This window comes from Paraburkholderia sp. EG286A (assembly GCF_040965375.1).
In the GTDB taxonomy this organism is placed as follows: Bacteria; Pseudomonadota; Gammaproteobacteria; order Burkholderiales; family Burkholderiaceae; genus Paraburkholderia.
In genome coordinates this window covers 18,164-32,814 of record NZ_JBFRCB010000011.1, presented here as the reverse complement: position 1 = coordinate 32,814, position 14,651 = coordinate 18,164, and the positions used below count along the sequence as shown (strand labels likewise).

General features: G+C 62.0%; 11 protein-coding genes and 2 pseudogenes. 3 read left to right on the top strand and 10 right to left on the bottom strand.

Going from position 1 to position 14,651, the window contains the following annotated elements; translation table 11 throughout:
- Nucleotides 1-179: 179 nt before the first annotated feature.
- The 7 genes from AB4Y35_RS36470 to AB4Y35_RS36440 all read right to left on the bottom strand — a co-directional run bounded on the left by AB4Y35_RS36470 (nt 180) and on the right by AB4Y35_RS36440 (nt 6,376).
- Nucleotides 180-500, bottom strand: a complete 321-nt coding sequence (locus tag AB4Y35_RS36470) for an EamA family transporter (protein WP_368708385.1) — start codon at nt 498-500, stop codon at nt 180-182.
- Between the two features lie 104 nt (nt 501-604).
- On the bottom strand, nt 605-2,026 hold the full coding sequence (locus AB4Y35_RS36465) for a DUF1254 domain-containing protein (protein WP_368708243.1): 1,422 nt from the start codon (nt 2,024-2,026) through the stop codon (nt 605-607).
- A gap of 103 nt (nt 2,027-2,129) precedes the next feature.
- A complete protein-coding gene (locus AB4Y35_RS36460; RefSeq protein WP_368708242.1) occupies nt 2,130-2,501 on the bottom strand; it encodes a BON domain-containing protein in 372 nt (123 codons plus the stop codon).
- A 31-nt stretch (nt 2,502-2,532) separates the two neighbouring features.
- Complete coding sequence (locus AB4Y35_RS36455; protein ID WP_368708241.1) at nt 2,533-3,684, bottom strand: porin; 1,152 nt, start codon at nt 3,682-3,684, stop codon at nt 2,533-2,535.
- A gap of 87 nt (nt 3,685-3,771) precedes the next feature.
- Nucleotides 3,772-5,400, bottom strand: coding sequence for a 3-(methylthio)propionyl-CoA ligase (locus AB4Y35_RS36450; protein ID WP_368708240.1), 1,629 nt, complete (start codon nt 5,398-5,400; stop codon nt 3,772-3,774).
- A gap of 145 nt (nt 5,401-5,545) precedes the next feature.
- Complete coding sequence (locus tag AB4Y35_RS36445) at nt 5,546-5,824, bottom strand: DUF1214 domain-containing protein (protein ID WP_368708239.1); 279 nt, start codon at nt 5,822-5,824, stop codon at nt 5,546-5,548.
- Between the two features lie 75 nt (nt 5,825-5,899).
- The gene (locus tag AB4Y35_RS36440; protein WP_368708238.1) at nt 5,900-6,376 is read right to left on the bottom strand and encodes a 2,4'-dihydroxyacetophenone dioxygenase family protein; all 477 of its coding nucleotides are present in this window, start codon (nt 6,374-6,376) and stop codon (nt 5,900-5,902) included.
- Nucleotides 6,377-6,531: 155 nt separating this feature from the next.
- Between AB4Y35_RS36440 and AB4Y35_RS36435 the strand changes: the two genes are divergently transcribed.
- From AB4Y35_RS36435 to AB4Y35_RS36425, 3 genes are all read left to right on the top strand, one after another.
- The gene (locus AB4Y35_RS36435; protein WP_368708237.1) at nt 6,532-7,569 is read left to right on the top strand and encodes an AraC family transcriptional regulator ligand-binding domain-containing protein; all 1,038 of its coding nucleotides are present in this window, start codon (nt 6,532-6,534) and stop codon (nt 7,567-7,569) included.
- Nucleotides 7,570-8,024: 455 nt separating this feature from the next.
- Nucleotides 8,025-8,900 carry a tyrosine-type recombinase/integrase gene (locus tag AB4Y35_RS36430; RefSeq protein ID WP_368708236.1) on the top strand — a complete coding sequence of 292 codons (876 nt, stop codon included), beginning with the start codon at nt 8,025-8,027 and terminating at the stop codon, nt 8,898-8,900.
- Nucleotides 8,901-8,918: 18 nt separating this feature from the next.
- Nucleotides 8,919-10,085 carry an IS91 family transposase gene (locus tag AB4Y35_RS36425; RefSeq protein WP_368708235.1) on the top strand — a complete coding sequence of 389 codons (1,167 nt, stop codon included), beginning with the start codon at nt 8,919-8,921 and terminating at the stop codon, nt 10,083-10,085.
- Between the two features lie 694 nt (nt 10,086-10,779).
- On the opposite strand, the gene AB4Y35_RS36420 is transcribed toward AB4Y35_RS36425, so the two are convergent.
- The 3 genes and pseudogenes from AB4Y35_RS36420 to AB4Y35_RS36410 all read right to left on the bottom strand — a co-directional run.
- Complete coding sequence (locus tag AB4Y35_RS36420; RefSeq protein WP_368708234.1) at nt 10,780-11,865, bottom strand: hypothetical protein; 1,086 nt, start codon at nt 11,863-11,865, stop codon at nt 10,780-10,782.
- 1,135 nt (nt 11,866-13,000) lie between these two features.
- A pseudogene (locus tag AB4Y35_RS36415) lies at nt 13,001-14,084 on the bottom strand (IS91 family transposase).
- Nucleotides 14,079-14,499 (bottom strand): annotated as a pseudogene (locus AB4Y35_RS36410) (phage integrase N-terminal SAM-like domain-containing protein); the annotation flags it as partial. The pseudogenes AB4Y35_RS36415 and AB4Y35_RS36410, both read right to left, overlap by 6 nt.
- Nucleotides 14,500-14,651: the final 152 nt, after the last annotated feature.

The window sequence follows — 14,651 nt, the reverse complement described above, 5'->3', positions numbered from 1 at the left end:
GCCCGTCCCGTACGCGGGCTTCCGCCCGGAGGGCGAAAGCTTGTACGGCGGGGCTTTCTGTCGGCGCCAGTGCAGCGCTGAAGGCTGGGATCGGCCAGTTTGGGACATTCGCTTCCACTGCTTCGCGTCGCTCAGGCGTCGCTTCTGTGCCAGACTGCGGCCGTTCAGTTGAGGCCAGACTAACGGGCTGCCTTCCTCGTGCTCATCGTCATTACGAGTCCGGCCAAGACGAGCAGCGCGCCGCCCACGAATGACGCTCCGAGCGTATCGCCAAACATCGCAGACGCTGCGACAATGCCGACCAGGCGCTGGAGGTACTGAACGCTCGCGGCGACGCGAGCCGGAACGACGCGCAAGAGGTGCAGCCATAGGAATAGACCTGCAACTGTCACCACGACACCTGGATACACGGCAGCCGCAACGCCTTGCGTGGTGACGTGAATTGGTACGTGCGTGAATTCACTGATACGCCAGGGCAGCACGGCTATGAAACTGAACAGCGTGCTCCGCGTTCATGGCCTGCGCAGATATTGCGCCCCTTCGAAAAACCGACCCGGAAGCGACGTCCCGCCGGGCCCAGCGAGTGTTCTATCGCCGCGTTTTGTCAGTCAACCTTGACGACTTTTGGCAGTGCCCAGCTGCCGTTGAGGATCGAAGGATGGCTTTCCTGCGGCCAGTACATGCGCAACATCAGGTTGAAGTCGCCCTTCGGGGCCGGCAGCCAGTTGGCCTCCTTGTCCTTGCCTGGCGATTCGGTCTGGAAATAAAGCGTGACTGAGCCATCCCCGTTCTTCTTCAGATCGTCGCGCGGGCTGACCGTGAATTTGTTCAGTGCGTTTGGAACAAACCACCAGCCCTGATCGACCTGATACATGGTAATGGACCAGAAACCCTTCACCGGCGGCTCCTGCCCCTTGGCGAAGGTGAGCGTGTACTTGTGGGCACCATTGAGAGCGGCGCCGGTGCTGTCCACCCTGGTGTAGGGATAGACAGCATCCTCCTGCACATTCGACGGCCAGCCGAAGGCCGCCACGACCGCGCGCTTCATGTAGTCGGTGCCGAACACGCCAAGGCCCGTGGTGATCTGCCAGCCATCGACGACCTGACCAAAGCTTTTCTGGCTGTCGCTAATCCTTTTCAGCGCTTCTTGAGGGAGATCCTTGAGCGCCGCTTGCGTCTGCGCGTCGAACTTGGTCATGTCAAACGCCTCGCAGGGTTTCAGCCCGATTTGCGCCATCTTTTCGATCATTGGGGCGTCCGCGCCGGCAGGCGGGGCGTCCTTGCACATAGTGCGGGACATCATGTCGAAATAACCCTTCGTACCCATGTCGAGGATGACCTTCTGCGGCTTGTCGGTCATCGAAAACGGCGGATTCGGATCGAGCGCTGCGGGCGCGGGCTTGTAGTCAGTGCCCCAGGCGGAAAGCGGCGTGACCTTCAGCTGCGACTGCAGCCCGTTCACCGCCTTGTAGTCCGCTTGCGTCCCGTTCGCATAGGTACGCCCGAGAATGATCATGTAGCGGGTATCGACCGGGATATGCACCATCCCTTTCGGTACTTCTCCCTTCCAGTCAGCGCGCGTCAGCAGATAGTTCGCCGCACCTTGGCCGGTAGTCCGGCTGCCCTTCGAAGTGAAGTCGCTCATCCACAAATCGTACATTGGGAACATGTAGTAGCGGCCGTCTGGCATCGCCGGATGGCTGAAGACCTGTGGCTCCGACACGTCGATCCAGGCAATCGAATACAGCGTGTCGGCGTTCGGTGCCGAAACACCGCGATAGTCCGCCGGCGGATAGCGCGGCACGTTCAGGAACTGACCCATGGGTACTTTCAGTTCCTTCAGCGACACCTCGGTCGTGTGGGTCATCTGGAGCCGGGTGACTTCGGTGGTCATCATCGAATACCCATAGATATACGCGTCCATGGCGATGCCTTTGACCTGATCGGCGGTAAGCGCGAATGCCGATCCCGAACCGGACACGAGACTGGCGGCAAGTGCAAGGCTTGCAGTTATTTTGAATTTCATCAGATACCTCTAGCTTCTGGTTATATTCGAAGATTAAATGGAACGCTCACGAGGCTGCTTGTCACGAGGGCGCCCTTTTTGGACCCGCCCAACGCCTGCCGTCCTACTGGCCGCCGAACGGTTTCTTGACGGTCAGCCTGTTGGTCACGGACGCCACACCTGGAACGCCGCGAGCGATTGCGGCGACCCTGTCGATCTGCGACGCGTCTTCGACCGTGCCGTCGAGCGTCACTGCATCACCCCTCGCAACGACACTGATGTCGCCAGCGCTGATCTCCTTGTGCTTCACGATCGCTGCGTAGACCTTCCGGCGCAGCGCGCGGTTGGCAGCTCGGGTGTCTTTCGCCGTTCCGCCGGATGTGGTGGCGTTCGAAGTGGCACCCGCTTCACTTGCGCCTGGTTGTGCATTGACATGAACGGATGCCAACGCGATCAGTGCGGCGCCTGCTACCCCGACTGCCCTCTTTGTGGTCATGCAATGCTCCAGTTTGTTGTGCAGGATGGGTTCAGAAGCTGTTGCGGATGCCGATCATCGCCGCCGTGGTCGACCTGCCCTGCGGAACGGGCGCACCATAGGTGATCGTCTGGCTCATGTTGCCGTGGTTGTCAACGTACCCGACCTGCGCATAGGTGAGGGTGTGCCTGGACAGGCCGTACTCGGCGCCCAGCGCATATTCGGCAGAGTGATTGGCCCCGACGTTCCGGTCATGGAGGTAATAGAAGCCCGACGTGACCTTGAAGAACGGGCCGAACTTGTAGCCGAGCCCACCGGAAAACATCTCCAGGTTGAACCCCCTGGGTCCACTCATGTTCGCGGGGTTCCTCGCCCGGCTGTATGACGTCGACACTGAGAAGTCGTGGAACGTGTACTGCGCACCCACATAGTAGAACTGGTTGTTGTTCAGGCCAGTCGAGGGCGCTGTGACGATTCCGCTGGGCGTCGTCGTGAACGGATTGGAGTCGTGCCCGTTGTAGTACACGCCCGCGAGGTTCAGGCCGTAGTTCGAGTACTGCAGCACGACCGACTCTCGGGTGCCCCCCTGGAACTGTCCCGGGACGCCGCCCGGCGCGTACTGGAGCGCAAGCGATGCACCGTAGAACTTCGGCGACCGGTAAACAATCGCGTTGTCGTCATAGAGGGCACCCACTGAACCATTCGTGCTGGTGCCCTGCCAGAAGGCGGCCTGGTTCAGGCCAAGCCACGCGGTCAGGATGGAGCCGAAATACTGGGCGTTCCGTACGTCGGTGTCGGCCATTGCATAGATCATCGGTATGATCTGCCGGCCCATGTCGATGGACCCGTACGGGCTCGACACGCCCACGGTCGTTTGCTGGTTGAACACCGCGGTTGCGGTCGGCGCGTCGGTCAGTCCGCCCCTCCCGGTTCCGGTATTGAACGCCCCCTGCAGTCTGAAGTTGACCTTGAAGCCCCCGCCGATGTCCTCGGTACCCCTCATGCCCCAGATGCTCGAATAGATGCCACCGTCCTTGAACGCGTAAGCATGCCCGAGATTCACCGCGGACTGGAAGTTGGCTGCATTTGCGCTCTGATAGAGCAAACCGGAATCCACGACACCATACAGTGTGACCGACGATTGCGCGTGCGCGGCACTGGCGAACAGCACCAGTGCCGCGCCACAGCTGAGCTTCAACTTCATTGTGTCCCCTCTTGTGGTTTGTAGACAGCAAAGGTATCCGGGCGGATGCCCCTTGTGGTGAAACGAAACGGATCCCTTCAACGACCTTCAGTCACCCACGTAGTAGTTGCGGAACTGTTCGCGCAGCGTGTTCTTGAGGACCTTGCCGGTCGCGCCGAGCGGAATGCTGTCGATGAACACCACCGCATCGGGTTTCCACCATTTGGCGACCTTGCCGTCGAAGTGCGTGAGCAGCTCGTCACTGGTAATGCTGCTGCCAGGCAGCTTCACAACGAGCCGCAACGGGCGTTCGTCCCACTTCGGATGACGCGCCGCGATGCAGACGGCGCCCGATACATCCGGATGCTGGACTGCAACGTTCTCGATGTCGATGGAACTGATCCACTCGCCACCCGACTTGATCACGTCCTTGCTGCGATCCGTGATCTGCATGAATCCGTCGGGATTGATCGTTGCAACGTCGCCTGTGGGAAACCAGCCGTTGCACAACGGCAAACTGTTCTCCCCGCCGAAATATTCACGCGCTACCCAGTGGCCGCTCACATGAAGATCGCCCGTTGAACGACCGTCCCAGGGCAGCTCATTGCCGCTGGCGTCGACGATCTTCATGTCGACCCCAAAGACGGCACGCCCCTGTTTGGCCTGAATGGCATTGCGCTGTTCGACGGGCAGTCCCAGCTGATGAGGTTTGAAACTGCACACTGTGCCGATCGGGCTCAGCTCCGTCATGCCCCAGGCGTGCAGCACGTCGACGCCATACCGGTCCTGAAAAGTTGCCGTCATTGCCGTTGGGCAAGGTGCACCGCCAACCACGGTACGCCGCATCGACGAGAAGGAGGCGTGATGTTCATCCGCGTGCGCAAGCAGTCCCTGCCAGACGGTTGGAACAGCCGCCGACAGGGTGACCTGTTCCGCTTCGACAAGCTCGTACAGCGACCTGCCATCGAGGTACGGGCCGGGAAATACCAGCTTTGCGCCGACCATGCAGGCGATGTACGGCAGCCCCCAGGCGTTCACGTGGAACATCGGCACCACGGGCAGGATCGCGTCGCGCGCCGAGCAGTTGAGCGCGTCCGGAAGTGCGGCCGACAGGGTGTGGAGCACGGTCGAGCGATGGCTATAGAGCACACCCTTCGGCAGACCAGTGGTACCCGACGTGTAGCAGAGCGAACAGGCATCGTTCTCGTGCAGCAGCGGCCACCTGAATCCGTCGCTGTGCGAATCGATCAGATCTTCGTAGCACAACAGGGAGACGGGCAGCTGATGGGTGGCCGGCATGTGCTCGCGGGTAGTCATCGCGACGAACACCGTTGAGCCCGTCACGCGCTTTGCGAGCTCCTCGATGACTGGCAGAAACGTGACATCGAAAAAGACGGCGCGATCCTTTGCGTTTTCGATGATGTACGCTAGCTGATCGACATGCAGGCGCGGATTGAGCGTGTGCAATACAGCGCCGGACCCGGACACCGCGAAGTACAGTTCCAGGTGGCGATAGCCGTTCCACGCAAGCGTGGCGACACGATCGCCGCGATCGATGCCCAGCGACGATAGCGCATTGGCGATCCGCCTCGAGCGTCGCGCCAGTTCGGTAAAGCTGTATCTGTGTATGTCACCTTCGACTCGCCGCGACACGATCTCCCGCTCACCGTGATGCCGTTCGGCATGCGTGAGCAGCGAAGAGACAAGCAGCGGTTGCTGCATCATCAAGCCTTGCATCTCTGGTTCTCCTGACTGGGTGCTTTAATCGACCGTACGGCCATTTGTGCTGACGGCGTTTCGGGTAGCGGCGCGGACCAGTCGGGCTTTGCAGGCCCCGCAGCCAGGTGCTCGTCGTTGCGTTGTCTGCCCAGCGCTCCGCTGATCAGTCCACCACGCGGCGAACAACGGGCGGCCGCCGCGAACCCTCGAGCGCCACGAGGTCCGGGTAGTACAGGCGAACGTTCATCGTGAAGCGACCAGACTCGGGTGCAGGGAGCCAGTTGCTCGTGTCACCTTCCGGGCGTTCGCGCCGGATCAACAGATCGAGCGAACCATCGCTGTTGAACCTGAGCGCGTCGCGGTCGCCGATTGCGTATCGGCGGATCGGATTGGCTGCGAAGAACTGCCGTCGTAGCACATGGTCAGTGACCAGAATGCTCACGCTGGCGGCAACTGACCGACTGTGCAACTGCGGCGCCCATCGGGGCGCCGGCGCGGATGCGAACCGGCACAAATATCAGGCCGCGAAGGACGACAGATCTTTCGGCACGATGTCGTTAGTCCTGCAGTACGCCAGATAACGGTCCATCGATGTCTTCCAGTTCTCGACCGCGATGATGTTGTCTTTGTCGTCGAGGTACAGCAGTTCGCCGGCCACGATATTGAAGGTAATGATGTCCGGCCCTTCCGCATAGGCCGCCTGCGGCGTGTGTCTCGTCGATGCCGTTTCGTAGACCACGCTGCCGGCATGCGCCACCCAGTCGTGCTCCTTGTAGCGCCAGCTGCCCTGAACGGTATAGACGATGACGGTCCCTGTGTGGTGATGGCGCGGCATCTCCACACCGGCTGGCGCCTTCAGCAAGGTAATGGTCTCGCCGCGTACCGGATCGATCTTGAAGTACTTGACCATGACGTCGTTGCTGTACGGCGCGAATGGCATCCAGGGGGTGTCGTTACCGTCGAGGCAACCGGTATTGATAGACTCGAATAACATGGACTGTCTCCGTTTTGTCATGCCCCGGTCCGTCTGGACGAGGAACTTTATGCATTCTGGCAAGGCTGATTCAGCAGCGCTTGTCATTTTCAGACAATGCGTTATCATTTTTCGACAGCCCAAATCATCGCCAATCAGCCTCTGCATACGCTCCCATGATCCCGAAAGCCGCGAGTCGCCAGGTACCGGCACGCTATGTCCTCCTGCTCGACGATTACTTCAGGTCGTCTGGCAGTTCGCTGGCGGCCGTGTTGCGTTCGGCCGAGGTGGACCCCGACCGGATAAGGGAAACCGACTTCAGCCTGTCTGAAGAGCAGATCGATACCTTCATCGAGGAGGGCATGCGGCTGGCGAAGCGTAGCGACATTGGCTTCGAGTGGGGCCGTCGGCTCAAGCTGAACTCTCACGATATCCTCGGCTATGCGATGCTTTCGGCGCCAAACCTTGATCGCGTGCTGCGCCTCTGTTCGCGTTACTACCGGCTGTTGACGCCCATGTTCCGAATGCTTTATCACCGCACCGGTGATCGCGCGGAGTTAATTTTCCGGCCTGCGCACCCGATGCGGACGCGAACCTTGAATGTGCTGCAGGAGGCAATTGCCGTATCGGTGCACTTCCAGTGCACGCCACTGCTGCAAACCGCGTCGTCTGTCTATGACATGTACATGCCGTTCGAGGAGCCACCGCACGTTGCGCGCTATCGGGAACTGGCGCCCGCCCGCGTTCATTTCGGCCCTTCGGCGCTCCCGGAAATCCGTATCGTTGCGGACACGTGGAGTCTCGACGCTCCGCTGCCAATGGCCGATGAGCACGCGGTGCGTCGGGCAGAAGACCGATGCAAACTTCTGCTCAAGACCTTTTCTGCCAACGGCAACTTCAGGGACTGGGTTGTCATGATGCTGAACGAAGCGGACAGCGTTCAGCCTACGATCGAGGAACTGGCGCAGATGCTCGGGATTTCCGCGCGTACCCTGGACCGGCACCTGCAGAACGAAAATTGCGGCTTCCGCGTGCTTTCGACACAGGTCCGGGACGCGCGCGCTCGAACCTTGCTGGTCGAAGGTGAACTGTCCGTATCGCAGATCGCGTACAAGCTCGGTTTCACCGACGTCGCCAACTTCAGCCGTGCTTTCCGCCGGGCGAACGGGGTAAGTCCATCAGATTTTCGGGCAGGCGAACGAGGCGCTCGATGATCGGCGGGTGTGCTGACAGTTGGCATAATTGAGCGTTACAGCCACGCCGTCCCACTATCGCCGCCGCCCCCTCAACAGCATGCGCAGCAACAGGAGGAGGACGACGGCATCAGCACAATGGGCCCCGTGATGATGGCAGTGGCGAGCGACGGCTGCATCGCGGAGCCCTGACCGAACGCAAACGCAAACGGCTGGAGCACGAGAATCGCAGTGATGGTGGTCATCGCAATCGGTGTAGCCGGTGCCGGCCGCTACGAAGAGATGAATGACCGTTGCGCGACGCAGAGCGGACGTCGTCGCAACCCAGGCGCAGAAGGCCGTTTAGGGTCGACGAACGAAACCGCTCGCGCGGTAGGGGGCTGCGGTCCGGCGCTGGAGGTCAGGGAGGGGCCGGTCGCGCGGTTTTATGTTGGCGAATGAGGCAATCCGCCTCGTTCTTCAACAGGAGCCGCATCATGACCTCCTCCCAACCGACTGTCAGCCCGTTGCGCCAGCGCATGATCGACGACATGCGCATGCGCCAGCTTTCCCCCAAGACGCAAGCCAACTATCTGCGCATCGTCCGCGAGTTCGCCCGATACCTCGGGCGCTCGCCTGATACCGCCACGGTCGAGGAGCTGCGTGGTTACCAGTTGCATCTGGTCGATCACGGCACGTCGCCGGTGTCACTGAACGCCGCGATCACCGGGCTGAAGTTCTTCTTCGAGATCACGCTCCGCGAGCCCGAACTGATGGCCCGCATGCAGCCCGTGCGCGTGCCCCGTACGCTGCCGGTCGTGCTCAGTCCCGACGAGGTGCGGCGACTCATCGCCGCAACGGGCAACCTCAAGCACCAGACGGCTCTCTCGGTCGCCTACGGCACCGGGCTCCGTGCCGGCGAAGTGGTGGCGCTGAAGGTCACAGACATCGACAGCCAGCGCATGACGCTGCGTGTCGAGCAGGGCAAGGGCCGCAAGGATCGCTACGCGATGCTCTCACCGGTGCTGCTCGAACGCCTGCGCGTCTGGTGGCGCGTAGCACGCGCCCAGGGCAAGATGCCCGACGGCGGGTGGCTGTTTCCCGGGCTCGACCCCGTCGATCCCCTCACGCCGAGGCAACTGAACCGTGCCATCCGTGCTGCAGCCGAGGCCGCGCAGATCGACAAGCGCGTGTCGATGCACACGCTGCGCCACAGCTTCGCGACACACATGCTCGAACAGAAGGTCGACATCCGCGTGATCCAGGTGCTGCTCGGCCACAAGAAGCTCGAGACCACCGCGCTTTACGCGCAGGTGGCCACCGACCTGCTGCGCGAAGTCACCAGTCCGCTGGAGCACCTGCCCGCCAACTGACACGCCAGGCAGTGCCTCATGCTGGAAGTCGCGGACATCTTCCGCGCCCGCGGGCCGGCGTGGCGTCGCACGCTCCACCTGAGCCTCGGGCAGCTGAAGGTGATGTCGGCCATCGAACAGTGCCGCAGCGCGGCGCTGGGCGGGCATGTGCTGCGCTGCTCCGGCTGCGCGCGCACTGAGATCGCCTACAACTCCTGCCGCAACCGCCATTGCCCCAGGTGCCAGGGCAATGCCGCACGACGCTGGCTCGAAGCACGCCACGCCGACCTGCTGCCGGTCGAGTATTACCACGTCGTCTTCACGCTGCCCGCACCGATCGGCGCAATCGCCTGGTACAACAAACGGGTCATCTACGGGCTGCTGTTCGACATCGCCGCCGACACGCTGCGCACGATCGCCGCGGATCCCCGGCACCTCGGCGCCCAGATCGGGGCCACGCTCGTCCTGCACACGTGGGGCTCAGCGCTCACGCATCATCCACATGTGCACGGCATCGTCCCGGGCGGCGGGCTGTCGCCCGACGGCGAACGCTGGATCGGCTGCCGGCCCGGCTTCTTCCTGCCGGTGCGCGTGCTCTCGCGCCTATTCCGGCGCCGCTTCCTCGAAGCGCTCGCCGATGCCCATCGCCACGGCCAGCTGCAGTTCTTCGGTGAGTATGCGCCGCTCGCCGATCCGGCCGTCTTCGCCCGCTGGCTCGGGCCCCTGCGTGCCTGTGAATGGTTTGTGTACGCCAAGCGCCCCTTTGCGGGACCCGAAGCCGTGCTCGCGTACCTCTCGCGCTATACGCACCGCGTCGCGATCTCCAACCAGCGTCTGCTCGCCTTCGATGAGCGCGGCGTGACGTTCCGCTGGAAGGACTACCGCGAGAAGGGGCGCACCCGCTACAAGACCATGACGCTGGAGGCCGGCGAGTTCATGCGTCGCTTCCTGCTTCATGTGTTGCCCGGCGGTTTCCATCGCATCCGTCACTACGGGCTGCTCGCCAACCCGGTGCGCCGCGCCAGTCTCGCGAAGGTGCGTGAGCTGCTGCACGTCACGCCCGAACCCGACCCGCCATCCGGGGCACCCGTCGTCGCGCCCCGAGCCGCCTTCATCTGCCGGCACTGTGGAGCCCCGATGATCGTCATCGACATCCTCCAGCGCACCGCACCGATTCGCGCGCCACCGATGCAGGCCCGCCCATGAATGCGGCGCTTCCTCGATCTGCCAACCCATCGTCGGCTTTGCGGCAACGAGGCCCACAAGCGGACGTTTGTGCCTGTCGCGTCACACAGCCCCCCGCACGTCCACTTCATCCTCACCCTCGCGCCAGTGCATCGCATCGTCACGACGTCCGGGCTCTTCCAGCGTCCTGTTTGAGCCGCCGTACTCCAGAAATGCTGAGGATGCCGGACCATCAATCGCCATAGTCACCCGAACTTCCGAACGCCCCGGACCACTCCGCGGTTTCCTCCCTCGAGGCTTATTCGACGCCTGCCCGCACGCGCCGCGGCAGACTCACGGCCATGTGGTTGAGGGCAGACGTCCAATAACCCGTAACGATATGACCCATTCACTCTCACCCGAAGGCAACATGCGTTTCGCAGGCAGTACCTCGGGCCGCCTGCCCCCTTCCGCTGTAGCGCTCAGAATATCGTCGGCGCCTAGAAATGCTCTCCTGCCGAATCCTGACAAAACAGGAGGAATATCTCTGCCCGGCGCCGCCGGGGCAGGCAAACAATTGGCGCAATACCGCGCGGTCCGCGACACCCTGTTTTCCGAGGAAGTTCGATCAGCCGCCTGGCAAGTCGTGCAGACGCCGGGGACACACGCACCGGCGACGTAATCGCCGCAGAACTGCTGGCGGCGACCACGTCATACGGGAATCGACGCGTGCCTGTTACTGCTGGTCGTCTGTCGGCACAAAGACCATGCCGTGCGGGCTGCCTAAATTCGTGACCAGCGGCAGAAGTGCCCCGCTACGCAAATCAAGTTGACCAACGTAAGCCGGCACCGCCGGCGTGCTACTCGTAGCGGCCACCCCAGTTGATGCGGAGAACGCCGCGTCGCGCTGCCAGACATTGGCGCTGATCTTGTACACCACGTTAGCCTTCGTATCGGATACCAGTATGTAGCCGCGTCGCGCCGTGGCAAATACCGTGTCGTCAACCTGCACGTTGCCAAGAAGTGGCAGAAATTGCACGCGCGGTTCACCGCCCGATGCGTTCAAGAGGACAAGCTGGCCATCTCCCTGATCGTCGAGCAGTACATCGCCCGCAGGCGTTAGCGTCATTGAATCCGGATCGGTCAGGTTGAGGGTCGACACCGTACCAAATGGAATGTTGCTGGCGTCAAGCGAGCCTCTCAGTACCGGTGTGACGTCGATCGTGTAACTGTTTGCGTCGAGGTGCACAACGCGGACTATCGCGGGTCCCATGTTCTTGCCGCTAGCATTAATGGTGGGATTGGACGCACTGAAAAACGCCTGTCCGTCCTTGAACACGATGTCGTCATAGCCGCCTCCGTGCAGCGTTCTGGCGAAGGAGTACGGTTTGGATGCCTGGCCGGTCGCGGGATTTATGATGACGAGGTTCGGATTCGCATCCTCATTCTGCATCGCCCAGATCTCGCGCGTGTACGGATTGACCTTCAAACCATCATTGTGTCCCGTGACTTGATACGTCTTCAAGACACTGCCGTCCTGTGCGTATTCGACAATCAAGCTCATCGCACCATTCGAGCCATCCGGTGCACCGTTGTTTGCGTAGCCAACCCAAACGTGGCCATCAAGCACTGCCAGTGAGTCCGGTGCGCTCATGAGGCCGCCGGAGCCAGTTGCGAACACAGCCAGGCTAAAACCCGGCGTGACCACCGGCTTCGCCGAGGTCTGCGCGGACGCACCAGACGCAAAAGACAGGACGACAAGTGCAAGCGTGCTGCAATGAATAATGCGGCGGGCGGCAGCAAAAGGTCGAATGTTGTGCATGTTCTGCTCCTGAGAGACGTGCATCTTCGGAATGGTTGGGGACGGCAGACCGGCCCCAGGACGAGCGGCTGTAATGCTTTGTAACGACGCAGGAGACATGGAAGCAGGCGATCGTGACCAAGAGGTGTCACAAAGGAGCTAAAAAAATAGAAAAAAATCCGTTACCAATCCGTAAGCCGAATTTACCAATTAGTGCAGGGTCCATTACGATTTCCGCATACGTACGCCGTCGATTGCTCGAAGCGACCTTTGTGCCTGGCTCGCAGTATTCATTTCGGCCTGCCAGCAACAGAAAATATCGGCATGACGGTCGACCAGCCTGTGCGCCCGTTCTTGCGAGCCAAAGTGCAGTGCGCTAAGCGGCAACGAGCGCCGCAATCCGATGCTCAAATGTCACCGCCGCGCGGACGTCATTTGACGCTACTGCATTGTTAGACCTATCGATCTTGTCTGAATCACGAACAGCCTCGCCCAGTCCTTGCCGACACTCAACCAAACCTCTTGTTAAGGCTCCCATCATGTTCATCACTTATGCGTCGACAAGGCTTTGTCGTCCTCGTGGGTTCCGCAGGAAAAATGGTCGCATGGGCTTCAATGGAAGAGGATCTGGCTGAGCCCAGCCTATAAACCCTTGTCAGGATAACGAAAGGACCGTTTGACCCTGAAAGCGGTCGTTGAGGTTGCGCTGCGTCTTGTGGCTAAGTTGGGTCGGTCGTTTCCGGAAGTTCGTGCCACGCGACTATCAGCGGTCACCGCGTGGTTAGCGAACTTCCGGGTTTTCGTTCAGGGTTATTCGATGCCTGCCATCGGCCACAGGAATGTGACGGTGCCTCCGCGCGTGTCGGCAGGCGTCGAATAAGCCTCGATGGAGGAAACCGCGGAGTGCCCCGAAGCGCTTGAAGTCTTCGCGGCTATGGCGATTGATAGGCCGGGATGCTCAGTGGTGCCGGATGCGGCGCGTTCAGGCAGGATGCCGGACGGGCACTGACGCGATGGCGAAGCGGTGCTGAGGTGCGATCGCGGTGATGACGCGGGCTTGGGAGGCGCTTCGAGAAGCGACACGCGCAAACGTCCGCTCGTGGGCCGCGTTGCCGCAAAGCCGACGGTCGGTTCGGATATCGAGGAGCCATGAAGTTCATGTCTGATCCCGGCGTATTGGCGGTGCGCGGATCGGAGCGCTGCGCGCGAGGATGTCGACGACGATCATCGGTGCGCCACAGTGCCGGCAGATGAAGACGGGCCGGGTTTCGATGGTGGCGTTGTCCGGTGACGGGCTGATCCCTGGTGCGACGTGTAGCAGATCGCGCACCCTGGCGAGCCTGGCGCGGCGTATCGGGTTGGCGAGCAGTCCGTAGTGACGGATGCGATGGAAACCGCCGGGCAGCACATGGAGCAGGAAGCGGCGTATGAATTCGCCGGTTTCGAGGGTCATGGTCTTGTAGCGGGTGTGTCCCTTCGCGCGGTAGTCCTTCCAGCGGAACGTCACACCGCGCTCATCGAAGGCGACCAGACGCTGGTTGGAGATGGCAACGCGGTGCGTGTAGCGTGAGAGGTACTCGAGCATCGCCTTCGGTCCGGCGAACGGGCGCTTGGCGTAGACCACCCATTCGCAGGTACGCAGCGGCGCAAGCCAGCGGGCAAAGGTGGCGGGATCAGCGAGCCCGGTGTACTCGCCGAAGAACTGCAGCTGGCGATTCCGGTGGGCCAGTTCGAGCGCTTCGAGGGAAGCGCCGGCGGAACAGGCGTGAGAGCACGCGCACCGGCAGGAAGAAGCCGGGCCGGCACGCAATCCAGCGCTCGCCATCGGGCGAGAGTCCGCCGCCGGGTACGATGCCGTGCGCGTGTGGATGATGCGTAAGGGCTGAGCCCCAGGTGTGCAGTACGAGCGTGGCCCCGATCTGCGCGCCGAGATGCCTGGGATCGGCAGCGATCGTGCGCAGCGTGTCGGCGGCGATGTCGAGCAGCAGGCCGTAGATGATCCGTTTGTTGTACCAGGCGATCGCGCTGATGGGTGCGGGAAGCGTGAAGACGACGTGGAAGTACTCGACGGGTAGCAGGTCGGCCTGGCGCGCCTCCAGCCAGCGGTGTGCGGCACTGGCCTGGCACTTCGGGGAATGGCGGTCCCGGCACGAGTTGAAGGACACTTCCGTCCTTGCGCAGCCTGAACAGCGCAGCACATGTCCGCCCAGTGCCGCCGTGCGGCACCGTTCGATGTCGATGTGCGCGGCCTCGGCGGCGGCGTGAATGGCGCGGTTCAGTTGCCGCGTGCTCAGCGCATCGACCGGATCGAGCCCGGGAAACAGCCACCCGCCGTCGAGCATTGCCGGCTGCCTCGATGAGGCGCCGCACCTCATCGGGACTAAGCACGGCGGGCAATATGCGGGGCACGCGCACCGGCTGCATCCTGACCATCAGCTCGGGCCGGTCGAGCGTGACGGTGAAGAAGAACTTCAGGCCGGTGATCGCGCGGTTCAGTGAGACGGGCGAGGTGCCGTGATCGACCAGATACAGCTGGTAGCGCCGCAGGTCCTCGACGGTAGCCATGTCGGGCGAGCGCTCGAGAAACCGGGCGAACTCGCGCACGATGCGCAGATAGCTCTCCTGCGTCTTCGGGGCAAGCTGGCGCATGCGCATGTCGTCGATCAGGCGCTGGCGCAGCGGGCTGGCGTTTGCTGGTGAGGAGGTCTGATTCGGCTCCTGTTGAAGAACGAGGCGGATTGCCTCACTCGCCAACATAAAACCGCGTGACCGGCCTCTCCCTGACCTCCAGCGTCGGACCGTAGCCC